Below are 21,098 nucleotides of genomic sequence, written 5' to 3'. Positions count from 1 at the left end.
CAGGTCAGCCGTGGATGGCGAAAGGCTCCATCTCGGGCCAAAGCGCGTCGGGCACGGGATCCGCGATGGTCGCGAAATTCCGCGTGAGGCTTGAAGGCTTCGATGACCCGATCAGCACGCTGGCCACCACCGGGTTGCGCAACGGGAAGGTCAGCGCCGCGTTGGCCAGCGTGACACCGTGGGCGTCGGCCACCGCCTCCATCCCACTGACCCGTTGCATGACATCGTCGGACGCCTCGGCATAGTTGAACGTGGCCCCCGGCTTCGCACCCGTGGCAAGGATGCCCGAGTTGAACACGCCGCCCACCACCATCGCGGTGCCGCTGTCCTCGCACATGCCCATCAGGCGCGTGCAGGCCGACCGGTCCAGCAGCGAATAGCGCCCGGCCATCAGCAAGCAGTCCAGCCCGACCCGTTCCATGACGTTGATACAGGCGTCGACCTGGTTCACGCCCAGCCCGTAAGCCCCGATAGAGCCTTCGGATTTCAGCCGCTCCAGCGCCTTGATTCCGCTGGTCGCGAAAGTCTCGAGATGCGCGGCATAGTCGTCGCCCCCGAAGGTGCCGCTTTCAAGGTCGTGGACATAGAGGATATCGACCGAGGGCAAACCCAGCCGGTGCAGGCTGTCCTCCCACGACCGCATGATGCCGTCGTAGGAATAGTCATAGCGCACGTTGAACGGCAGCGCGTCGGCAAAGCCGTTGTCGGGCAGCGGGCCGTCTGTGACCGGCGACAGCAGCCGCCCGACCTTGGTGGACAGCACGAAGTCGCCGCGCGGCTTGTCCTGCAGGTAATCCCCCAGCCGCCGCTCTGACAGGCCCTGACCATAGTACGGCGCGGTGTCGAAATAGCGGATTCCGGCGTCCCACGCGGTGTCCAGCACGTCCATCGCCTGCGCCCGGTCCACGGGGCGATAAAGGTTGCCGATGGGCGCCGCGCCGAAGGACAGCTGTGTCAGTTCCAGCGCCGTATTGCCAAGCCTGCGCGTCTTCATGCGGGCTCTCCGTCCAGCTGGCGCGAGACGGTGCGGATGATGCCGCGCAGTTCTCCCAGCCCCTTGAGACGACCATTGTACGAGTAGCCGGGGTTGGTGACCTTGTCGATGTCGTCGCCCAGCAGGTGACCGTGGTCGGGGCGCATCGGGATATCGGGGCGGCGGCCTTCGGCGGCGGCGGCGCGTTCCTCGCGCAGCAAAGCCTCGATGATCGCGATCATGTCGCCGCGCCCTTCAAGGTGGTCGTCCTCGAAGAAGGACCCGTCCTCTTCGACCGTAACATTGCGCAGGTGGGCGAAGTTGGTGCGCGAGGCGAATTCCTGTGCCATCGCCGTCAGGTCGTTGTCGGCCCGCGCGCCATAGGACCCGGTGCACAGGGTGATGCCGTTGTGCGGGCTGTCGACGGCGGCGAGGATGTTGCGCACGTCCTCTGGGGTCGAGACGACGCGCGGCAGGCCGAACAGCGGGATGGGCGGATCGTCGGGGTGGATGGCCAGCAGGACGCCCGCCTCTTCCGCGACCGGCACGACCTCCTTCAGGAAGGCGATCAGGTTGCCCTGCATCGTTTCGCGGTCGATCCCCTTGAAGCTGTCGATCAGCGCGGCGATCGAGGCGCGGGTCTGAACCAGCGCGCCGCCGGGCAGGCCGGCGATCACGTTTTTCTCCAGTAGCAGCTTCTCGTCCTCGGACATCTCCGCGGCGCGCGCCTCGGCGCGGGCGACCAGCGCCGCGTCATAGTCGTCCGACGCGCCGGGACGGTTCAGCACGAAGACGTCGTAGGCCACGAAGTCCACCATCTCGAACCGCAGCGCCAGCCCGGTGCCGGGCGCTTTCCAGCGCAGGTCGGTTCGGGTCCAGTCGACCACCGGCATGAAGTTGTAGCAGACCACCGGCACACCGGCGCGGCCCACGCGCATCAGCGTGTCCTTCCAGCGTCCAATTGCCTCTGCCGCGCCCTTGCCGCCGCTTTTGACGCACTGTTCCATCGGGATCGACTCGCACACGGTCCACGACATGCCGGCGGCCTCGATCATGGCCTTTCGCTTGGCGATCTCTTCCTCGGGCCAGACGGTGCCGTCGGGGATCTGGTGCAGCGCGGTGACGATGCCGGTGGCACCGGTCTGGCGCACATGGCTCAGCGGGATCGGGTCGGGCTCTCCGTACCATCTCCAGGTTTCCTGCATTCACCCCTCCTTGGTCATGCGGCGCAGGCAGGCCAGAACGCCCTGCGTGCGGATATCGGTGTAGGCGGCGGTGAGGTCCGCCGCAAATGTCTGATCCGGCCCGGAGCCGAACACGCGGGAAAACCCCAGGAACCGGCGCACCACCTCTTCGGGCGGCAGCGTGTCCTGATCCGGCGCGTCCCAGTCGTGGAAGGCGGGGTCGTGGATCGCGATGCCCTGCCCCTTTTCGTTCGTCGCCGCACAAGACCGCAGCCACAGCGCCAGCGCCAGCATCGGCGCGGTGTGCGGCTGGCCCGCCGCGCGCAACTCGCGCAGCGGCGCAAGGATGCGCTGCGGCACCTTCTGCGACGCGTCCGAGGCGATCTGTTCCGCCTTGTGTTTCAGCGACGGGTTGGCGAACCGCTGCCGCAGCCCCACCACGTAGGCCGCGCCGTCGACCTCGGGTCGCAGCGTCGGCCCCACCTGCCGCCAGTAGAGGTCGATGAAGTCGCGCACCTCTGGCACCGCATAAACGGCGTCCACCGTCGCCAGCCCGGTGGACTGGCCGATGGCGGCGATTGCGGTGTGCGCGCCGTTCAGCATCCGCAGTTTCATGTGCTCGAACGGCTCGACATCGGCCACGAACTCGGCGCCCGAGCGTTCCAGCGCGGGGCGCGGTCCCGCGAAGTCGTCCTCGATCACCCAGCGGAAATAGGGTTCCGCCACCACCGGCCACGCGTCGGCGACGCCCAGCCCCGCCGCCACGCCGTCGCGGTCGGCGTCGGTCGTGGCGGGCACGATGCGGTCGACCATCACGCAGGGACAGCGGATCGCGTCCCGAATGTAGTCCGCCAGCGCCGGGTCGCGCCGCGCCGCGAAATCCGCCAGCGCACGGTGCAGGATGCGCCCGTTCGACGGAAGGTTGTCGCACGACAGCAGCGTCAGCGGCACAGCCCCGGCCGCCTGCCGCTGGCGGATCGCCTCGGTCAGGTAACCGTAGATCGTGCGCGGCGCATGCGCGTGCGCAAGATCATGGGCGATGTCGGGGTGGTCGGTCATCAGCCGCTCCGTGGACAGGTCGGCGAGATAGCCCTTCTCGGTCACCGTCAGAGTCACGATCTTCACGCGCGGATCGGCGAGCGCCGCCAGCAGCGCGGCGGGGTTTTCGGGCGCGACCAGCACGTCGAGGATCGAGCCCACCACGCGCAGCGTCTCGCCCTGCCCGTCCCGCTCGCAATAGGTGTACAGGTTGTCCTGCGGCGCAAGCGCGTCGCGGGTGGTCGCGCTGCGCAGCGAGGCGGCGACGATGCCCCAGCCGGTTTCGCCCCGGTTCAGGCAGTCATCGACGAACACCGCCTGATGCCCCCGGTGAAACGCGCCCACGCCAAGGTGGACGATGCCGGGCGTCACCGCGCTGCGGTCGTACCGCGGGCGGGCGACGCCCTCCGGCAGGCGGTTCAGCACCGCGTCGTTCAGTCTGTCGGTCATGCCGTCCCCCTCAGCCGAACTGCAGGCCGCCGTTCATGTCTATGGTCAGCCCGGTCATGAACCCGGCCAGCGGAGAGGCAAGGAAGCGGACGGTGTGCGCCACTTCCTCGGGCTCGCAGAACCGGCCCACGGGGATCGCGGCCAACTGGCGCGCCCGGTCCTCGTCCGACAGCTGGTTCATGATCATCGGCGATACGACATAGGCGGGCGCGATGGCGTTCGCGGTGATGCCGGTGCCGGTGAGTTCCCGTGCGGTGGAATAGGTCAGCCCGACCAGCGCGGCCTTCGACACGGAATAGGCGGTGCCCGCCGTCAGCCCGCCCGACTTCCACGCGTAGGACGCCATGTTGATCACGCGGCCCCAGCCCGCGTCCTTCATCCCCGGCACCACCGCCTGCGTCAGCAGCATCGCGGCGTCGAGGTTGACGGCCATCAGCGCGTGCCAGTCGTCCAGCGTTATGCCGGCAAGCTTGTGCGGCGTCAGGATGCCCGCGTTGTTGACGAGCACGTCAATCCGCCCGTGCGTGTCCAGAAGCTTCGCCGCCAGCGCCTGAAGCCCCGGCCCGTCGGACAGGTCGGCGACGGCGGCGGTGCAGTTGGGGCCGATCCCGGCGCACAGCGCGTCGAGCGCCGCGGAGTCCCGGTCCAGCGCAATCACCTGCGCCCCTTCCGCGGCCAGTGCCGTCACAACCGCGCGACCGATGCCGCCGCCCGCGCCGGTCACCAGCGCGGTCTTGTCCTGAAGCTCCATGAAGTTCCTCCCAGTGGTCCTTTCGGTCTGCCCGCTCAGACGGGCAGTTGTTTCCTGTCCTCTTCCGGCATCTGGTCGAAGATGACGAATGCCATGTCGAGGTGTATGGCCAGCGCCTCCTCCGCGCCGTCCACGTCGCCCCGGTCCAGCGCGTCCAGCACCGCGAGGTGCTCGGTCAGGACGTCGGGCAGACGGTCCGCCTGCGCCCAGTAGCGGTAGAACCGGGTCAGCGAGACTTTGGCCGCCTGAATCGCGTCCCAGACGCCGGCCCGTCCCGAGAAACCCGCAAGCGTCCGGTGGAATTCTTCGTCCGCGTGGAAGAAGCCGTCGGGGTCTTCCGCCTCGATCACGCGGCGCTGGTCTTCGACGATGTCGCGCAGGGTGCGGCTCATCTCCGGGGTCCAGACCTTCGCCGTCTCGCGCAGCAGCGACAGTTCCAGCGAACGCCGGATGAAGTGGCTGTCGCGCAGGTTGCCAAGCCGCAGGGGCGCCACGTAGCTTCCGCGCTGGGGCAGGATGTCGACCAGCCCCTCTTCGGACAGACGCTGGATGGCCGAGCGGACCGGTGTGCGGGAGACGGCAAACTGCTTGCAGATCGAGTTCTCGCTGATCGGCGCGCCCGGAGCCAGCCGCACCTCGATGATCGCGCGGCGCAGGACGTCATGGACCTGATCCGAGACCGAACCGGTGCGGCCAAGGACAAGCTCCAGCTCTTCCAACCCCTGCGCGCTTGCGCCGAACAGCTTGCCGCGCGGGCCCTCTGGCGGTGGCTTGGTCATGGCGGCGATCCTCTGGTGTCGTCGGGTTCAGCTAAGTGCAGCAAGTTTTGACTTGCAAGCTTGTATACAAGCATACTAGGGTCCGACAAGCGAATGCAAGTGGACAATGGAGGGTCCACTGAACCCGGGGGCGGATTGTCCGCCCCGGTTCGACAAGGAGGAGATCACCATGAAAACCCTGAACCGCAGCGTTGCTGCGATTGCCCTTCTGTGCGCCGGCGTCACCGCAGCGGGCGCTGCCGACGACAGCACGCTGGCGCTGGTTCCCGGCGGCCCGCACCCCTATTTCGCGGCATGGGAACAGGCCGGCATCGACGCCGCCGCAGACCTTGGGCTGGGCGAAGCGACCTACAAGATCCCGCAGAAATGGGAACTGGCGCAGCAGAACCAGCTTCTCGAAAGCCTTCTGAGCCAGGGCTACAACGGCTTCCTGATCTTCCCGGGCGACCCGGTGGGCGCCGTATCCACGGCCGAGGAACTCGCGGGTTTCGGCGCGCCGGTCATCGCCGGCGCGGGCTGCTACAAGGACCCCTCGCCCGCCGCTTTCTGCCTTGGCACCGACACCGGTAAATCCGCCTATCTCGGCGCGAAAGAGCTGATCAAGGCGATGGGTGACGGCGAGAAGCGGATCGTCCACTTCACCGGCTTCCTTGTCGACCCGAACACCCAGCTTCGCATCGACGCCGTGGTTCAGGCCGCGGAAGAGGAAGGCGCGACCGTGGTGCAGGTGATCGCCGACATCGACGCGCCGGAACCGGCGGAAGAGAAGATCAACGCCTATCTCGCCGCCCACGCGGACGAGGTCGACGGCATCATCGCGACCGCATGGGTGCCCGCCGTGGTTGCCGCCAACGCGCTGCGCCGCATGGGCGACGACCGTATCCACATGGTCGGCATCGACCATGACGAGGCGGTGATCAACGCGATCAAGGACGGCGTGATCGACGGCACGATGATCCAGAACCCCTATGGTCAGGGCTATATCGGCGCCTATGCACTGGACAAGCTGCGGTCGGGCTGCACCGTGAAGGACGACGCGCCCTTTGGGTCGAACGCGCTGACGACCAAGTTCATCGACAGCGGCACGGCCTATGTCGATGCGTCGAACGCCGACAGCTATCTCGACACGATGCGGGCCGAGACGGACAAGATCCTCGCTGATTTCGACGCCACGTACCTGAACTGCGAGTGACGCCAAAACGGGGCGGCGCTCGGGTTCTCCCGGCCCGGCCGCCCCGCTCCCCAACCGCCGGTGCCTTGCGCGCCGGCGGTGCATCTTTCAGACGCACGAGATCCGCCGCCCCATGACGCTGCAAGACGCCACCTATTCCTCCGGCACCGACGACAGCCCGCTCGGCCCCCGCACGGGCCTGTCGCGCAGCCGGTTCTTCCTGTCCAACGAGTTCGGCCTGATCCTTCTGATCGCGATCTTCGCGATCATTTTCGGCTTCGCGACCAAGGGCTTCTTCTCGCCCTTCAACCTGTTCGCGCTGGGGCGCAACTCGGCCGTCAACATCATGATCGGCCTGTCGATGATGAGCGTCATCGTCACCGGTGGCCTGAACCTCGCGGTGGGCGCGATGGGCGTCTGCGCCGCGATGGTCTGCGGCTGGATGATCGAGAGCCTTGGCATCCCGTGGCCGCTGGCAATCGCGGGCGGGCTGGCCTTCGGCGCGCTGCTGGGCTGGATCAACGGATGGACGGTGGTGCGCACGGGCCTTCACAGCTTCATCATCACGCTGGCGACGATGAGCATCTTCTTCGGCGTCATGATCTTTCTGACCAAGGCCGAAGCATTCCGTGAACTGCCGCCCGTTTTCACCGAGTTCGGCCGTGCCCGCGTGCTGGGCTATGTCTCGCCCCTGCTGCTGGTGACGCTGGTGGTGGCGGTGCTTCTTGCATGGCTCTATCGCGGCACCGTTCTGGGGCGCGAGATGCTGGCCGCGGGCGCATCGCCCGCGGCGGCAGAGCTGTCGGGCATCCGCGTGGGCCGGATGGTCATCCTGTGCCACATGCTGTCGGGCGCACTGGCGGGCATCGCCGCGCTGATGCTGGTGGCCCGCAACGGCGCCGCGATCCCGTCGATGGCGGGGCAGCTGGGACAGGACTGGCTGCTGCCCGCCTTCCTTGGCCCCGTGCTGGGCGGCACGCTGCTTCAGGGCGGCAAGGTATCTGTGCTGGGCACGGTGCTGGGCGCCTTCCTTGTCACCATGCTGACCAGCGGCCTTCTGATGCTGCAGATCGGCGCCTTCTGGGTGCAAAGCTTCCTTGGCCTGATGCTGCTGGTCGCCGTCCTGTTGGACAAGGCGCGCCGTTCGTACCTTGCCCGCCGCAACCTTGCCTGAGACCGGAGCCGGACCCATGCAACAGATTTCTCGCCTGTCCCGGACCGACTGGTTCGGCCCGCTGCTCGCCACCGTGCTGGCCATCGTCATCATCGGATCGCTCAGCAAGAACTTCCTGTCGCCCTACAACATCCAGATCCTGCTGCTGGCCATCGCGGTCAACGCGCTGATCGCCTTCGCGCAGATGATCATCATCGCCATCGGCCAGATGAACCTGTCGGTGGGCGCCATCGGCGGGCTTGCTGCGATCTCGTTTGCCGGGATGATGGAGGTCTGGGGCCTGCCCGCCCTGCCCGCCGCCCTTCTGGCGCTGGTGATCGGGCTGCTGTGCGGCGTGCTGAACGGCGTGCTGGTGCGGATCACCGGCATCTCGGCCTTCGTCATCACGCTGGCGACCCTGTCGATCTACAAGGGCATCAACCTTGGCATCACCGAGGCGCAGCCGTTCTACGGCGTGCCGGCGGCGGTGAAGGCCTTTGGCGCGGCGACCATCCTCGGGCCGATCCCGTGGCTGCTGGCGCCGACCATCGTGGCGACCGTGGCGCTGTGGTACATGCTGCGCCGCCTGCCGGTGGGCCGGTTCATCCTTGCGGTCGGCAGCAACGACCACGCCGCCGGGCTGTCGGGCATTTCGGTCGGGGCGACCGTGGTGATCGCACATGGCATCTCGGGCTTCCTCGCCGCGCTGGCGGGCATCCTCGTGGTCGCGCGGTTGCAGATCGGGCAGCCGTCCATCGGGGACGACTGGCTGATCCTGTCCTTTGCCGCGCCCGTGATCGGCGGCGCGGTGCTGGCGGGCGGACACGTCAGCGTCACCGCCACCGCGCTGGGTGTCGTCATCGTCGCGATCATCACGCAGGCGCTGGTGCTGTTCTCGATCGACCCGTTCCTTGTGCAGGTGGTGCTGGGCGCGCTGATCCTTGCCGCCGTCGGGCTGAACAAGCTGCGCGCCCGCGACACCGCGAAAGGAAGCCTGTGATGAAACCCATTTTCGAAGCCAAGGGCATCCAGAAAGCGTTTCCCGGCGTCATGGCGCTGAAGGGCGTCACGCTGTCGCTGCTGCCCGGATCGGTCCACGCGCTGCTGGGCGAGAACGGCGCGGGCAAGTCGACGCTGATCAAGGTGATCACCGGCGTCCACCAGCCCACCGCCGGCACCCTGCTGCTGGACGGCCAGCAGGCGCAGTTCCACAACCCGCGCGACGCCATCGCCAAGGGCATCGGCGTGGTCCACCAGGAACGCAACCTGTTCCCCCGCTTCTCGGTGGCCGAGAACATCTTTCTGGAACAGATCGGGTCCAGCTATCTGAAACCCGTCGACTATGCCCGCCTGAACCGCGAGGCGCGGCGCTGGCTGGACGCGCTGGAGCTGGACATCGACCCCGCCACCCCGGTGTCGGAGCTGTCCGTCGCCCGGATGCAACTGGTCGAGATCGCCAAGGCCCTGTCGCTACAAAGCCGGGTGCTGCTGCTGGACGAGCCGACCGCCTCGCTTACCACCTCGGAAACCGACCGCCTGTTTCAGATCGTCCGCCGCCTGCGCGACGACGGCACAAGCCTTGTCTTCGTCAGCCACAAGCTGGAAGAGGTGCAGGAAATCTGCGACCGCGTGACCGTGCTGCGCGACGGGGCCAACGCCTGCGACAGCCGCTCGATGGAGGGGGTGACGCGCCACGACCTCGTGCAGATGATGATCGGCCGCGCCGAGGGCGAAGGCGCATGGCGCGCCCGCGACACCTCGGCCCAGCCCGAGGTGCTGGGGCTAAGCGGCGTCTCGACCGAACTGGGCCACCGCGACGTGTCGCTTTCGGTCCGCAAGGGAGAGATCGTGGGCCTCTACGGCCTGGTCGGCGCGGGCCGGACGGAACTGGCGAAGTCGATCCTCGGCCAGTCCGCCGTCACCGGCGGCGAGGTGCGGGTCGACGGCAAGCCCGTCCGCATCCGCTCGGTGTTCGAGGCGATCCACACCCACGGCCTTGGCTACGTCAGCGAGGACCGCAAGACCGAGGGCCTGATCCTGCAGCATTCGGTGCTGGCCAACGCGGGCGTGCCGATCTGGCGCAAGCTGGGCGGCGCGCTGGGGACGCTGACCGACGGCAAGATCCGCGACGCGGTGCTGCCGTATCTGCGCAAGCTCGAGGTCAAGACCCCCAGCCTCGCCCAGACCGCCGCGAACCTCTCGGGCGGCAACCAGCAAAAGATCTCGGTCGCCAAATGGCTGGCGGCGGGGGTCCGGCTGCTGATCGTCGACGAGCCCTCGGTCGGGATCGACATCAAGACCAAGGCCTACCTGCACGAGTTGCTGCGCGAGTTGGCGGACAACGGCACCTCGATCCTGCTGATCACCAGCGACCTCCCCGAAATGATCGCCGTCGCCGACCGCATCGTGGTGATGGACGGCTACCGCGTCACCGGAGAGCTGCCGAACACCGGGGAGTACGACAGCGTAAGCCGGGCGGTGATGGACCGGATCCATGATATGGGGGAGGTTGGGTAGCGGTGGGGGAGTAGGGCGGTTTGGTGGTTGGGCGATGTCGGCCCAAAGCCGTCGTTGGAAGGTGCCGCAGCGAATGTCCGCTACGCGCCCTTGCTGCAGGGCGAAACCTGGGCCGTTTCGGGCAATCGCGCGCACAGTTAGGCATGCTAGTCGTTACTCCGAGCAGTGTGTCCTGAGTGTCGAACTGAAGATAGCCACGCAGCCAAAAACTCGTGCCCGAACGCACTTTTAGGTTCGTTTGGCCGTCAGAAAATCTGGTCACGTGACCCGCCCCACGCGATATGCATGGGATTCAAATCTACCGTATCCTCTGTTTCCAAGACAGAAAGCGGTGCGCGTGCCCACGCCGATGGACAGTCAAAAAAGCTGCATCCGCGATACTTCTTTTCAGTTTGCAACCGACGGTTACCCTTACGTTAACTAATAACGATTCGTGGGGAGCACGGAAATGCATAGCCTCGTCTGCCGCTTAGCCCGCTACGTTCTGATCAGCTGCATTGCTGGTCTTGCCGCCGTTTCGCCCCCGACGTCCTCCGCCGAAGCCCAGGAGAGCGTGAATGTCGCTTTCCCCGCGGGGCAAACGGGCACCACGATCAACGGCACGATCATCGGGAACGAGTATATCGACTATGTGCTGCGGGCGCGGGGCGGGCAGACCATGTCCGTCGCGCTGACGGTGACGGGCACGAATGGGTTCGGCAGCGCCTTTTTCAATATCCTTCCGGCAGGTCAGGACTTTGGCGGGCCGTACATAGGCAGCACCGATGACGACAATCGGGCCGAGGTGGTCGTACCCTCTGATGGCGACTGGGCAATCCGGGTCTACCTGATGGGCAACGACCGGGACACCGGCAAGACGGTTGGTTTCTCGATTGATGTCGACATCTCATCGGGGCCCTCGGGTTCGGGGACGGCGAGCCCGGTGCCCCCGGCAGACATGCTACCGGAAGAGGACTTCTTTGTCGTGCGCCTGTCCAGTGCCGGTGGGCATCTCAACGTCCGGGACGCCCCGTCAGAGACGGGATCGCTGGTCGGTACGATTGCAAACGGCATCAACGTCGCGAATGTGGGCGGCTGCACGGTAACCGAGGGGGCGCAATGGTGCGAGGTGCAGGCCGAAGGCGGTGGTATCCGGGGTTGGGTAGCGGCGCGCTTTCTGGCGCTGCCCGGCCCGGCCGGCGGCGAAGCGACGGGCGGCGGAAACGTCGTGACCATCGCCGGGGTGCCGGAGAACGACTTGCTGAACGTCCGCAACGGGCCGGGCACGGGATACGACATTGTCGGGGCGCTGGGGAACGATGACCGTGTCGTCAACCTAGGATGCCAACCGGTCGACGGCGGAACCTGGTGCGAGATCGAGATGCTTACCGACATGCGTGAGCGTGGCTGGATCAACGCACGCTACATCGCGGCTCAGGGCAACGCTCCGGCCCAACTTCCCGACGCGGCGCGGGTGGTGCGGGTGCAGTTCAATGCCGGAACAAGCGGGACCGAGTTCACCGATGAACTGGGGCCGGGTACGTCGGTGACTTATGTGCTTGGGGCGTCCGCCGGGCAGGACCTTTATTTCCGTCTTGCGACCGACGCGAACGGCGTTTCCTGGCGGCTGTACAACCCGGACGGATCGCTTCTGGACGAGGGCGCACCTTCCAAGGCGTACCGTGGCGAGCTTTGGCAGACCGGCGACCACAAAGTCGAAGTCATCAATCGCGCGGGTGGACTGCAACGGTTCAACGTCATTTTCGGGATCGAGTAGACGCCCGGCCGCACCCAGGGATCAACAGGAGAGAGAGAAGACATGGCCCATATCGTGAAGACCTTCGCAGGGGTGGCAGCGCTTGTCGCGCTGGCTGGCTGCCTCGAGACGCCGACGGGCGGCGACATGATGCAGCCGGCGCCCGACGCCCCGCCATTCATCGAAGGAAACTACGGCGCAAGCGACGCCGCTGTTTCGGCCTGCCGGAGCCTGCTGGCGTCGCAGACGGCCGGAGGGGTCACGGTCGTCGGGTCCGAGTTCTCGGAAGCCAACAGCGCCGTCTACATGCGGGTCGGCGAGAACGGAGCCCCGTGGCGCTGTCTGGTGTCTGACGATGGCAGCAACCCGTCCCTGATGTTCGTGGGCAGCGAAGGCGCCCTGTAACACCTGCCCGGTGCCCGCAAGTTAGGGCGCCGGAGCTTTCCGGGCAAACGAGGGGAGATGACGATGGGCACTATCTGCAAGTGGGTCGTTCGCATTTTCGTGGTGCTCTACGCATTGGCACTCGCCCTTCTGCTTGTCGGGACGTTCGGCCTGTTCGGGCAGGACCGGGATCCTCTGGCCGCGGTCTTCCTGATCCCGCTGGGTCTGCCGTGGGTCTACATGGTCGACCTTTTTCCCGAGGCGCTGCGACCCTGGGCTGCGGCGCTTTCGCCATTGCTGAACATCGCGATCATCGCCTTTCTCTGCCGCGTCGTGCGTCAACGGCAGACCTGAAAGTGAGGCTTAGCCACATCACCGCAATTTGCGGCAGAACGAAAGCCGCAACAGAATAGGGAACCCAAGTCATGACAATCGACATCCCCCATATGATCGCCACGGCCATCGTGATCTTCGTCGTCGTGTTCGGCATCAGCCACCTGCCAGCGGCAGAGACCATGTCGAAGGGGCGAAAGGCGCTACTGACCTTCGTGGTCCTGTTCGTGGTGCTGATGGTCATGAATATGGTTTGGCCGTCCGGAACCGAGGTCTGAGATGCCACCGCCGGCGGCTCTGCTCAGGCATGCCAGTGTCCTGCCGCGCTACTTGCACGACCAGATGAGGCGGGCGTGACAGACGCTATTTTGTGAGAAGAAGGCGTCTAAGGGCGCCTTCTTTGGTACTGCCATCCTGCCGCATCGTTCGACACGGTCCTATCTCGCATCGTGCGATCGGTACCGAACACGCGCACCGGCGCGACTTGGTCGCAACTCATCTCCGTCGTGGCATCGGTCGTTGAGTTAGATCGAAAGCGGGTACGCCGCCGGTCTTCACATCCGTTTGAAGGTCGGCAAGGTCCGCGAGCAGCGGACATTGGTGCCGAGCGCAGCGAACGTCGGGTTCTCGCCCCCCGCCCCCCCCTCAATCCACATGAAACACCTCCTCCATCCCGGCCCACCATTCGCCCTCGGCGCGGGTTTCCAGGGGGACTTGCATCGGGTCGGTGATTTCCCACCAGCGTTTGGTTTCGGGGTCGGCGGCGATCTTGGCGGTGTCGGCCTCCCAGTCGGTGCCGTGGTATTCCATGTAGGCGAACAGCAGGTTCTCGGGGCGGCGCAGGAAGATCGTGAAGTTGCGGATGTTGCTGGCGGCGATGCGGTCCAGCACGCCGGGCCAGACCTCGGCGTGGATGCGGGCGTATTCCTCGATGACCTCGGGCTTGATGCCGATGACCTGTCCGATGCGGATCATGTGCGGGCTCCTTACAGGTGGGTGGTGAATTCGGCGACGGCGCGGCGGGCGATCTCGTCCTCGTTCCAGTCGATGCCGATGCCGGGGGTGTCGGGGGCTTGGGCGTACCCGTCCCCGATCCGCAGGCGGTCGCCCACAATGTCGTCCAGTTGCGGGATGTATTCGACCCAGACCCCGTTGCGGACGGCGCAGACCAGCGAGGCGTGCAGTTCCATCAGGAAATGCGGCGCGACGGCAAGGCCGTGGCATTCGGCCATGTGCGCCACCTTCAGCCACGGGGTGATGCCGCCGATCCGGCCCGCGTCGACCTGGATGACCGAGGCCGCGCCGCGCGCCGCGTAGTCGGCGAAGTGGCGGATCGAGTACAGGCTTTCCCCCACCGCCACCGGCATCGGTGCAACGCGGGCAAGCTCGGCGTGGCCTTCGACGTCATCGGCGGGCAGCGGTTCCTCGATCCACGCAAGGTCGTGCTCGGCCAGCGCCAGCGCGCGGCGGCGGGCCGCGTCGCGGCGGAAGGCCTGGTTGGCGTCGGTCATGATCTCGTAGTCGGGGCCGACCGCGCCCCGCACCGCGCGCAGCCTTGCGGAATCCTCGGCCGCCGTGGGCTTGCCGATCTTCACCTTGCTGCCCTTGAAGCCCCTCTCTTTCGCCTCCAGCGCATCCTCGACCAGCGCCTGCACCGGCAAGTGCAGCCAGCCGCCCTCGGTCGTGTAGCAGGGCGCCGAGGGTTTCGCGCCGCCCGCCAGCCGCCACAGCGGCAGCCCGGCCCGGCGGCAGCGCAGATCCCACAGCGCGGTATCCACCGCCGCCAGCGCGATCGAGGTGATCGCCCCAACGGTCGTGGCGTGGGTGAAGAATTCGAGATCGGTCCAGATCGCCTCGACCTCCTCGGCCTCGCGGCCCAGCAGCCGGGGGGCAAGGTGGTCGGACAGCAGCCGCATCACGGACGAGCCGCCGGTGCCGATGGTGTAGGAATAGCCCTGCCCGACCGCGCCGTCGCTGTCGGTGATCGTGACCAGCGGCGTTTCCTGGCTGACGAAGGACTGGATCGCGTCGGTGCGCTGAACCTTCGGCGCAAGGTCCACCATGCGCAGGGTGATTTTCTCGATAGTTGCCATTGCCTCGGCCGCCTCCTCACGGCCGGGCGCGGCGGGCGACCGCGCCCCTCCTCCACGTCTGACGCTAGAGGGGCGGAGGTCGGGATGCCACCGGGTTTTCAGGATGTTGGCAGAGCGCCGCCCGTCTTCGGACGGTCAGGGGCCGGCTATTCGGTGGTGATCGTGTCGCGCAGCAGCGCGCGATACCGGGCAAGGTTGCCTTCGAGGTGCTGCTCCATCGCGGTCTCGGCGGCGGCGGCGTCCTGATAGATGATCGCCTCGACGATCTGCCGGTGCTCCTGCAACAGCGCGGGATTGCGGGTGTAGACGTGGCCGGCAAGGCTTTTGCCAAGATCCTGACGCGGCACCATGCCGGTGCGGATCAGGTTCAGGAACTGCGGGAAGAAGGTGTTCTGCGTCGCCTCGGCGATGGCATAGTGAAAGCGATAGTCCGCCTCGCGCGTGGGTTCGTTCTTTCGGTAGAACTCGGCGACCACGTTGTTGGCGTCCAGGATCGTGTCGATGTTCGCATTGGACCGCCGCATCGCTGCCAGCCCGGCGGCGCGCACTTCGACCGCGCCGCGGATCTCGAGCAGTTCGATGACGCCGGTGATCCGCCCCGTGGTGAGCCCGGTCAGGGATTGCCCGTCCGAGACGGGCCCGCGGTCAAGCGCATAGACCCCCGACCCGCGCCGCGCCTCCACCAGCCCCTCGATCCGCAGCGCGGCCATCGCCTCGCGGACGACGGTGCGGCTGACGGAATGGACCCGCGTCAGCTCGGCTTCGCTGGGCAGTTTGTCGCCCGGCTTCACCGCCCCGCTCACGATCCGTTCGCGCAGCAGTTCGCTCAGCCGCGCTGAAAGGGATTCGGTCTTTCGCTCTGCCTGTTCCACGCCAACCCGCCCTGTGACGTCCCAAACCGGTTTGGGCACTCATACAAATATGGCCGGTCCGGTGCGAGCGGTCAATCCAGAGTGCAGACAGGTTGTCGAACCAGACTGGATGGAATCGGGACGCAAGCCAGAAAACCAAGCCTAACCCATTGCCTAAAGTCAAAAAAATGTTGTCACAAGCAGACTTACAAATCTCTAAATTTGTCAGTTGACTTGCATTAAGCTATCATACAACTCTTGTCCGAAATGACGGTATGGCCAGGGAGGGGCCATGTTGATCAGCGATCCATCCGCCGCGATCTGCCGCTACGGAACCCCGCGTTCCGGGCATCGCGCCTGTGGCAGACCCGCGCCCCGCGCGCGGGTCGCCACCCACCCCGACCGGAACGACGCGATGCCCTGACATCACACGACCTCGGCCCGCCCGGAGGAGGGGCGCGCCGCCAACAGAAAGGGAGGACCAATGAAACGACTACTTGCCTGCGCCGCCTTCGGGGCGATGCTGATGACCTCGCCGCTAAGCGCACCGTCCGCCGCATGGGCGGAGACGCCGGCGGACCAGCTTATCGTCGCGTGGACGCTGAACAACGTCCTGACCATGGACCCCGCCGCCATCACCGGCAGCGAGACGGTCGCGGTTCTGAACAACCTGTACGACACGCTGGCGCAACTGGACCCCGAGACGAACGAGCTGATCCCGCGCATGGCGGAAAGCTGGGAGTTCTCGGACGACAACATGAAGGTGACGTTCAAGCTGCGTGAAGGCGTCAAGTTCGCCTCGGGCAACCCGCTGACCGCCGAAGACGTGGCCTACAGCCTGAAGCGCGCGCTTCTGTTGAACCTGCCCTCTTCGTCGAACCTGAAAAGCCGGGGTTTCCTGCCCGAGGATGCCGACAAGTATTTCGTCGCCGAGGACGAGACGACCTTCGTGATGAACTTGCCGCAGCAGGACGACCCGAAGATCCTGATCATGGAACTGACGCAGGCGGGCGCGGGCTCGATCGTCGACAGCAAACTGGTGATGGAGAACGAGGTCGACGGCGACTGGGGCAATGCCTGGCTGACCAACAACTCTGCGGGCTCTGGCGGCTACGTGCTGACCCAGTGGCGGTCTAACGAGTATATCATCCTGACCCGCAACGAAAATTACTGGGGCGAGATGCCCGAGATGGCGCGCGTGCTGATCCGGCACCTGCCCGAGTCGCAGTCGCAGCGTCTGGCGCTGCAACAGGGCGATATCGACCTTGCCTACTCGCTGGCCGCACCCGACCTCGCGGCGCTGCAAGAGGAAGAAGGCATCACCATCGAAACGGTGCCAAGCGCCGGGTTCTACTATCTCGCGGTGTCGATGAAGGACGAACGGTTCGCCAACCAGAAGGTGCGCGAGGCACTGCGGTACCTGATCGACTATGACGGGGTGAACTCTGCCGTGATGCCGTTCTACGGGGTCAAGCATCAGGGGCCGCTGAACTCGGGCGTGTTCGGCGCCATCGAGGAACCGGGCTACACGCTGGATGTCGAGAAAGCCAAGGCCCTGCTGGCCGAGGCCGGGTATCCCGACGGCTTCGACACCACGCTGCGCGTGATCTCCGAGCAGCATTTCCTCGACGCGGCGACCGCAATTCAGGGCACGCTGGCGCAGGCCGGGATCAACGCCGAGATCATCACCGGCGACGGCGGCCAGATCTATGGCGCGATGCGCGAGCGGAACTTCGAACTGCTCGTCGGACGCGGCGGCGGCGGGCAGATCCCGCACCCGGAAAGCAACCTGCGCGCCATGGCCTTCAACCCCGACAATGCGGACGAGGCCAAGCTGACCAACTATCAGGGCTGGCGCACCAGTTTCTACGACGAGAAGCTGAACGACATGATCGGCACCGCGTTGCTCGAGACCGATCAGGACAAACAGCGGGCGATGTACGAAGAAGTTCAGCACTACATGGCCGACCTCGTCATGTCGATCCAGCCCTTCTCGGAACGCGTGGTCACCGCCGCTTACCAAAGCGATGTCAGCGGCGTCATCGTGAACCCGTGGGTGTCGCGTTTCGAAGGTGTCGAGAAGGACCGCTAGGACCTCCTCCGGACCAAGGCCGGGGGCGGTGTTCGCGCCCCCGGCCCCACCCCAACACAGACAAAGGCGCAGGGCATGTGGCGTATGAAGGGCCGGACCCGTTCGGCTATGGGACAGGCGACGACGGTTCTTGTCACCCTGTTCGGTCTGCTGGTGCTGACCTTCGTGATCGGTCGCATCATGCCGGTCGATCCGGTGGCGGCCATCGTGGGCGAGGACGCGACGAATGACGTCTACGAGAACGTCTATCGCAAGCTGGGCCTCGACCGGCCACTGTACATCCAGTTCCTCTATTACATGCGGGATATCCTGACGCTGGATCTTGGCGTGTCGATCCGCACCGGTCGCCCGGTGGTCGAGGACGTGCTGCACGTCCTGCCCGCCACCATCGAGTTGGCCACCTTCGCCATCATCGTCGGCGCCGGTCTGGGCGTGCCGATGGGTGTGCTGGCCGCCGTGAAGAAAGACCGCTGGCCGGATCACGTGATCCGCATCATCAGCCTCTTGGGGCATTCGATGCCGATCTTCTGGATCGGGATGATCGGGCTTTTGATCTTCTACGCGGGGCTTGGCTGGGTCGGCGGGTCCGGACGGATGAGCCAGTTCTACATCGGGCTGGTGCCCGAAAAGACCGGCTTTCTGTTCATCGACAGCGCGCTGGCCGGAGACTGGGACGTGTTCCGGAGCGCGCTGAACCACGTGATCCTGCCCGCTTCGTTGCTGGGTTACTCGTCGTCCGCCTACATCACCCGGATGACGCGCAGCTTCATGCTGGACCAGATCAACCAGGAATACATCACCACCGCCCGCGTGAAGGGGCTGAGCCGGCCCAAGACGATCTGGCGCCACGCCTTCGGCAACATCCGCGTGCAGCTCGTGACCATCGTCGCCCTCGCCTATGGCTCGCTGCTGGAGGGCGCGGTGCTGATCGAGACGGTTTTCGCGTGGCCCGGTTTCGGCAGCTACCTGACCGCCAACCTGATCATCGGCGACATGAACGCCGTAATGAGCTGCGTGCTTGTCGTTGGCCTGATCTTCATCTCGCTGAACCTGCTTTCCGACGTGCTGTATCGCGTCTTCGATCCGAGGACCCGCGCCGAATGACCCTTGCGACGGACACCACCCGCCCGCGCCGCATGCCGCAATCCCTGATCGCGGCGAGGAACATCATCGGCTTCCTGCTGCGCAGCCCGACCTCGGCCTTCGGTCTGTTCGTGCTGGCCGTGCTGATCCTGACGGCGATCTTCGCGCCGCTTCTGGCGACCCACGACCCGTTCCTGCAAGACCTGCAAAACCCGCTGCAACCGCCCGGCGACGGGCACCTGTTCGGCACCGACGAACTGGGGCGCGACATCTACAGCCGCCTTGTCTACGGCTCGCGCATCTCGCTGATGATCATCTTCCTCGTGTCCATCGTGGTGGGGCCCATCGGCCTGTTCGTGGGCGCGATCTCGGGCTATTTCGGCGGCTGGTGGGATACGATCCTGATGCGGGTGACCGACATCTTCCTGTCCTTCCCCTCGCTGATCCTGTCGCTGGCCTTCGTCGCGGCGCTTGGCCCCAGCCTGAACAACGCGATCATCGCGATCTCACTGACCGCATGGCCGCCCATCGCGCGGCTGGCGCGGGCCGAGACGCTGACCTTCCGCTCTGCCGACTACATCTCGGCCGCGCGGCTGCAGGGCGCGTCCTCGGCGCGGATCATCTGGAAAAGCATCGTGCCGATGTGCCTGCCCTCGGTGCTGATCCGGCTGACGCTGAACATGGCAACGGTGATCCTGACCGCCGCGGGGCTTGGCTTTCTCGGCCTCGGGGCCAAGCCGCCGACGCCGGAATGGGGCGCGATGATCGCCACCGGCCGCCGCTACATGATCGACCACTGGTGGCTGGTCACCTTCCCCGGCCTCGCGATCCTGAGCGTCAGCCTTGCCTTCAACCTTCTGGGCGACGGGCTGCGCGACGCCCTCGATCCCAAGCAGATGAACAAGAGGTAAGGCCATGACCGACCCGATCCTCGACATCGAGAACCTGAGCGTCCGCTATCGCGGCGCCACGGAACCGGCGGTGCGCGGCGTGTCCTTCTCGCTGGGGCGCGAGCGTCTGGGCATCGTGGGCGAAAGCGGCTCTGGCAAGTCCACCGTGGGCCGCGCCATCCTGAGGCTGCTGGACAGCGCCGAGATCACAGCGGACCGCATGCAGTTCGAGGATGTCGACCTGCTGAACGCCTCGGAACGGCAGATGCTGAAGGTCCGGGGCCGCAGGATGTCGATGATCCTGCAAGACCCCAAGTTCTCGCTGAACCCGATCCAGCGCTGCGGCGATCAGGTGGCCGAGGCGTTCCGCACCCATGTCCGGGCCTCGAAGGCCGAGGCGCGCGCCAAGGTGATCGAGATGCTGAACGCGGTCCAGATCCGCGACCCCGAGCGGGTGTACCAGTTGTACCCGCACGAGGTGTCGGGCGGCATGGGCCAGCGGATCATGATCGCGATGATGCTGCTGACCGACCCCGACCTTGTGATCGCGGACGAGCCGACCTCGGCGCTGGACGTCACCGTGCGGCTTCAGGTCCTGAACATCCTTGACCGGCTGGTGCACGAGCATGGCATCGGCCTGATCATGATCAGCCACGATCTGAACCTTGTGCGCAATTTCTGCGACCGGGTGATCATCATGTACGCGGGCCGGGTGGTCGAGACGCTGGCGGCCTCGGACCTCGACAACGCGCAGCACCCCTACAGCCGGGGCCTGCTGGCGGCGCAACCGCGCATCGGCGGCAGTCGCGGCCCCCTGCCTGTGCTGGAACGCGACGACAGCTGGATGCAGGCGGAGGTGCGGTCATGAAGCCCATCGCGGTGAAAGACCTGTGCATGTCCTTCGGCGCCGTTCAGGTGCTGCATGACGTGTCTTTCGACGTCGCCGCGGGCGAATGCTTCGGGCTGGTCGGCGAAAGCGGCTCGGGCAAGTCCACCGTGCTGCGCTGCATGTCGCTGTTGCAGGGACAGTGGACCGGCGAGGTTTCGATCGGCGGCGTCCGGGTTCGGGACATGCCGCTGAACAACCGCTGCCGCATGGTGCAGATGGTCTTTCAGGACCCCTACGGCTCGCTTCACCCCCGCCATTCGGTCGCGACGGTGCTGTCCGAGCCGCTGAAGATCCACGGGCTCGACCGTGCGAACGAGCGGATGGCGCAGGCGATGATCGACGTCGGGCTTCCGGTCGATTTCCTCGACCGCTTCCCGCACCAGCTTTCGGGCGGACAAAGGCAGCGCGTCGCCATCGCGCGGGCGCTGATCCTGGAACCGGACGTGGTGCTGCTGGACGAACCGACCTCGGCGCTGGACGTCAGCGTACAGGCCGAGATCCTGAACCTGCTGTCGCGGCTTCGGACGGACAAGGGGTTCACCTACATCATGGTTAGCCACGACCTGTCAGTGGTCGATCACATGTGCGAACGCTTCGCGGTGATGCAGTCCGGTCGGATCGTCGAGATCCTCCCGCGCGAGGCGATCCCGACCAATGCGGCGCGGGATCCCTATGCGCGCGAACTGATCGGCGCCAGCCTTGCCTATGAACGCGCGGTGTAGCGGCGGTCGG

At 66.1% G+C, this 21,098-nt stretch carries 21 protein-coding genes; 13 read left to right on the top strand and 8 right to left on the bottom strand.

Features of this window, described 5'->3' with window-relative positions:
- Nucleotides 1-4 precede the first annotated feature (4 nt).
- The 5 genes from ACP156_RS22385 to ACP156_RS22365 are packed head-to-tail and all read right to left on the bottom strand — an operon-like array spanning nucleotide 5 to nucleotide 5,175.
- On the bottom strand, nucleotides 5-994 hold the full coding sequence (locus ACP156_RS22385) for an aldo/keto reductase (RefSeq protein ID WP_425053580.1): 990 nt from the start codon (nucleotides 992-994) through the stop codon (nucleotides 5-7).
- On the bottom strand, nucleotides 991-2,178 hold the full coding sequence (uxuA, locus tag ACP156_RS22380) for a mannonate dehydratase (RefSeq protein WP_425053579.1): 1,188 nt from the start codon (nucleotides 2,176-2,178) through the stop codon (nucleotides 991-993). Before uxuA ends, ACP156_RS22385 begins: the two co-directional genes overlap by 4 nt.
- Nucleotides 2,179-3,645, bottom strand: a complete 1,467-nt coding sequence (locus ACP156_RS22375; RefSeq protein WP_425053578.1) for a mannitol dehydrogenase family protein — start codon at nucleotides 3,643-3,645, stop codon at nucleotides 2,179-2,181. It lies immediately after the preceding gene.
- Between the two features lie 10 nt (nucleotides 3,646-3,655).
- Nucleotides 3,656-4,396, bottom strand: a complete 741-nt coding sequence (locus tag ACP156_RS22370) for an SDR family NAD(P)-dependent oxidoreductase (RefSeq protein ID WP_425053577.1) — start codon at nucleotides 4,394-4,396, stop codon at nucleotides 3,656-3,658.
- Between the two features lie 35 nt (nucleotides 4,397-4,431).
- Nucleotides 4,432-5,175, bottom strand: coding sequence for a GntR family transcriptional regulator (locus ACP156_RS22365; protein ID WP_425053576.1), 744 nt, complete (start codon nucleotides 5,173-5,175; stop codon nucleotides 4,432-4,434).
- A gap of 169 nt (nucleotides 5,176-5,344) precedes the next feature.
- Between ACP156_RS22365 and ACP156_RS22360 the strand changes: the two genes are divergently transcribed.
- From ACP156_RS22360 to ACP156_RS22325, 8 genes are all read left to right on the top strand, one after another.
- Complete coding sequence (locus tag ACP156_RS22360) at nucleotides 5,345-6,367, top strand: sugar ABC transporter substrate-binding protein (protein ID WP_425053575.1); 1,023 nt, start codon at nucleotides 5,345-5,347, stop codon at nucleotides 6,365-6,367.
- Between the two features lie 112 nt (nucleotides 6,368-6,479).
- The gene (locus tag ACP156_RS22355; RefSeq protein ID WP_425053574.1) at nucleotides 6,480-7,520 is read left to right on the top strand and encodes an ABC transporter permease; all 1,041 of its coding nucleotides are present in this window, start codon (nucleotides 6,480-6,482) and stop codon (nucleotides 7,518-7,520) included.
- 16 nt (nucleotides 7,521-7,536) lie between these two features.
- Nucleotides 7,537-8,499 (top strand): ABC transporter permease, encoded by a 963-nt coding sequence (locus ACP156_RS22350; protein WP_425053573.1) that lies wholly within the window; start codon nucleotides 7,537-7,539, stop codon nucleotides 8,497-8,499.
- On the top strand, nucleotides 8,499-10,016 hold the full coding sequence (locus tag ACP156_RS22345) for a sugar ABC transporter ATP-binding protein (protein ID WP_425053572.1): 1,518 nt from the start codon (nucleotides 8,499-8,501) through the stop codon (nucleotides 10,014-10,016). Before ACP156_RS22350 ends, ACP156_RS22345 begins: the two co-directional genes overlap by 1 nt.
- 553 nt (nucleotides 10,017-10,569) lie before the next feature.
- Nucleotides 10,570-11,772, top strand: coding sequence for an SH3 domain-containing protein (locus ACP156_RS22340; protein ID WP_425053571.1), 1,203 nt, complete (start codon nucleotides 10,570-10,572; stop codon nucleotides 11,770-11,772).
- Between the two features lie 42 nt (nucleotides 11,773-11,814).
- The gene (locus tag ACP156_RS22335; protein ID WP_425053570.1) at nucleotides 11,815-12,156 is read left to right on the top strand and encodes a hypothetical protein; all 342 of its coding nucleotides are present in this window, start codon (nucleotides 11,815-11,817) and stop codon (nucleotides 12,154-12,156) included.
- Between the two features lie 63 nt (nucleotides 12,157-12,219).
- Nucleotides 12,220-12,489 (top strand): hypothetical protein, encoded by a 270-nt coding sequence (locus ACP156_RS22330; protein WP_425053569.1) that lies wholly within the window; start codon nucleotides 12,220-12,222, stop codon nucleotides 12,487-12,489.
- Between the two features lie 71 nt (nucleotides 12,490-12,560).
- Nucleotides 12,561-12,746: a hypothetical protein gene (locus ACP156_RS22325; protein WP_425053568.1), complete on the top strand. Its 186-nt coding sequence runs from the start codon at nucleotides 12,561-12,563 to the stop codon at nucleotides 12,744-12,746.
- Nucleotides 12,747-13,113: 367 nt separating this feature from the next.
- On the opposite strand, the gene ACP156_RS22320 is transcribed toward ACP156_RS22325, so the two are convergent.
- From ACP156_RS22320 to ACP156_RS22310, 3 genes are all read right to left on the bottom strand, one after another.
- Nucleotides 13,114-13,443, bottom strand: a complete 330-nt coding sequence (locus ACP156_RS22320) for an L-rhamnose mutarotase (RefSeq protein WP_425053567.1) — start codon at nucleotides 13,441-13,443, stop codon at nucleotides 13,114-13,116.
- Nucleotides 13,444-13,454: 11 nt separating this feature from the next.
- Complete coding sequence (locus ACP156_RS22315) at nucleotides 13,455-14,561, bottom strand: mandelate racemase/muconate lactonizing enzyme family protein (protein ID WP_425053565.1); 1,107 nt, start codon at nucleotides 14,559-14,561, stop codon at nucleotides 13,455-13,457.
- A 146-nt stretch (nucleotides 14,562-14,707) separates the two neighbouring features.
- Nucleotides 14,708-15,472 (bottom strand): FadR/GntR family transcriptional regulator, encoded by a 765-nt coding sequence (locus ACP156_RS22310; RefSeq protein WP_425053564.1) that lies wholly within the window; start codon nucleotides 15,470-15,472, stop codon nucleotides 14,708-14,710.
- Between the two features lie 424 nt (nucleotides 15,473-15,896).
- Between ACP156_RS22310 and ACP156_RS22305 the strand changes: the two genes are divergently transcribed.
- The 5 genes from ACP156_RS22305 to ACP156_RS22285 all read left to right on the top strand — a co-directional run bounded on the left by ACP156_RS22305 (nucleotide 15,897) and on the right by ACP156_RS22285 (nucleotide 21,088).
- Nucleotides 15,897-17,504 carry an ABC transporter substrate-binding protein gene (locus ACP156_RS22305; RefSeq protein ID WP_425053563.1) on the top strand — a complete coding sequence of 536 codons (1,608 nt, stop codon included), beginning with the start codon at nucleotides 15,897-15,899 and terminating at the stop codon, nucleotides 17,502-17,504.
- A 75-nt stretch (nucleotides 17,505-17,579) separates the two neighbouring features.
- Complete coding sequence (locus ACP156_RS22300; RefSeq protein ID WP_425053562.1) at nucleotides 17,580-18,608, top strand: ABC transporter permease; 1,029 nt, start codon at nucleotides 17,580-17,582, stop codon at nucleotides 18,606-18,608.
- Nucleotides 18,605-19,498 (top strand): ABC transporter permease, encoded by an 894-nt coding sequence (locus tag ACP156_RS22295; RefSeq protein ID WP_425053561.1) that lies wholly within the window; start codon nucleotides 18,605-18,607, stop codon nucleotides 19,496-19,498. Before ACP156_RS22300 ends, ACP156_RS22295 begins: the two co-directional genes overlap by 4 nt.
- A 4-nt stretch (nucleotides 19,499-19,502) precedes the next feature.
- A complete protein-coding gene (locus tag ACP156_RS22290) occupies nucleotides 19,503-20,345 on the top strand; it encodes an ABC transporter ATP-binding protein (RefSeq protein WP_425053560.1) in 843 nt (280 codons plus the stop codon).
- On the top strand, nucleotides 20,342-21,088 hold the full coding sequence (locus ACP156_RS22285) for an ABC transporter ATP-binding protein (RefSeq protein ID WP_425053559.1): 747 nt from the start codon (nucleotides 20,342-20,344) through the stop codon (nucleotides 21,086-21,088). The genes ACP156_RS22290 and ACP156_RS22285 overlap by 4 nt, the downstream gene beginning before the upstream one ends.
- Nucleotides 21,089-21,098: the final 10 nt, after the last annotated feature.

It is taken from the genome of Psychromarinibacter sp. S121 (assembly GCF_049801035.1).
Classification (GTDB): Bacteria; Pseudomonadota; Alphaproteobacteria; order Rhodobacterales; family Rhodobacteraceae; genus Psychromarinibacter.
This window is presented reverse-complemented; position numbering and strand designations above follow the sequence as displayed.

What these genes read in the sequence shown, in the direction of transcription:
- ACP156_RS22285 (WP_425053559.1), top strand. Translation starts at nt 20,342, where the DNA reads ATGAAGCCCATCGCGGTGAAAGACCTGTGCATGTCCTTCGGCGCCGTT.
- ACP156_RS22350 (WP_425053573.1), top strand. Translation starts at nt 7,537, where the DNA reads ATGCAACAGATTTCTCGCCTGTCCCGGACCGACTGGTTCGGCCCGCTG.
- ACP156_RS22355 (WP_425053574.1), top strand. Translation starts at nt 6,480, where the DNA reads ATGACGCTGCAAGACGCCACCTATTCCTCCGGCACCGACGACAGCCCG.
- uxuA (WP_425053579.1), bottom strand. Translation starts at nt 2,178, where the DNA reads ATGCAGGAAACCTGGAGATGGTACGGAGAGCCCGACCCGATCCCGCTG.
- ACP156_RS22330 (WP_425053569.1), top strand. Translation starts at nt 12,220, where the DNA reads ATGGGCACTATCTGCAAGTGGGTCGTTCGCATTTTCGTGGTGCTCTAC.
- ACP156_RS22305 (WP_425053563.1), top strand. Translation starts at nt 15,897, where the DNA reads ATGAAACGACTACTTGCCTGCGCCGCCTTCGGGGCGATGCTGATGACC.
- ACP156_RS22360 (WP_425053575.1), top strand. Translation starts at nt 5,345, where the DNA reads ATGAAAACCCTGAACCGCAGCGTTGCTGCGATTGCCCTTCTGTGCGCC.
- ACP156_RS22370 (WP_425053577.1), bottom strand. Translation starts at nt 4,396, where the DNA reads ATGGAGCTTCAGGACAAGACCGCGCTGGTGACCGGCGCGGGCGGCGGC.
- ACP156_RS22345 (WP_425053572.1), top strand. Translation starts at nt 8,499, where the DNA reads ATGAAACCCATTTTCGAAGCCAAGGGCATCCAGAAAGCGTTTCCCGGC.
- ACP156_RS22325 (WP_425053568.1), top strand. Translation starts at nt 12,561, where the DNA reads ATGACAATCGACATCCCCCATATGATCGCCACGGCCATCGTGATCTTC.
- ACP156_RS22300 (WP_425053562.1), top strand. Translation starts at nt 17,580, where the DNA reads ATGTGGCGTATGAAGGGCCGGACCCGTTCGGCTATGGGACAGGCGACG.
- ACP156_RS22290 (WP_425053560.1), top strand. Translation starts at nt 19,503, where the DNA reads ATGACCGACCCGATCCTCGACATCGAGAACCTGAGCGTCCGCTATCGC.
- ACP156_RS22320 (WP_425053567.1), bottom strand. Translation starts at nt 13,443, where the DNA reads ATGATCCGCATCGGACAGGTCATCGGCATCAAGCCCGAGGTCATCGAG.
- ACP156_RS22315 (WP_425053565.1), bottom strand. Translation starts at nt 14,561, where the DNA reads ATGGCAACTATCGAGAAAATCACCCTGCGCATGGTGGACCTTGCGCCG.
- ACP156_RS22385 (WP_425053580.1), bottom strand. Translation starts at nt 994, where the DNA reads ATGAAGACGCGCAGGCTTGGCAATACGGCGCTGGAACTGACACAGCTG.
- ACP156_RS22375 (WP_425053578.1), bottom strand. Translation starts at nt 3,645, where the DNA reads ATGACCGACAGACTGAACGACGCGGTGCTGAACCGCCTGCCGGAGGGC.
- ACP156_RS22295 (WP_425053561.1), top strand. Translation starts at nt 18,605, where the DNA reads ATGACCCTTGCGACGGACACCACCCGCCCGCGCCGCATGCCGCAATCC.
- ACP156_RS22365 (WP_425053576.1), bottom strand. Translation starts at nt 5,175, where the DNA reads ATGACCAAGCCACCGCCAGAGGGCCCGCGCGGCAAGCTGTTCGGCGCA.
- ACP156_RS22335 (WP_425053570.1), top strand. Translation starts at nt 11,815, where the DNA reads ATGGCCCATATCGTGAAGACCTTCGCAGGGGTGGCAGCGCTTGTCGCG.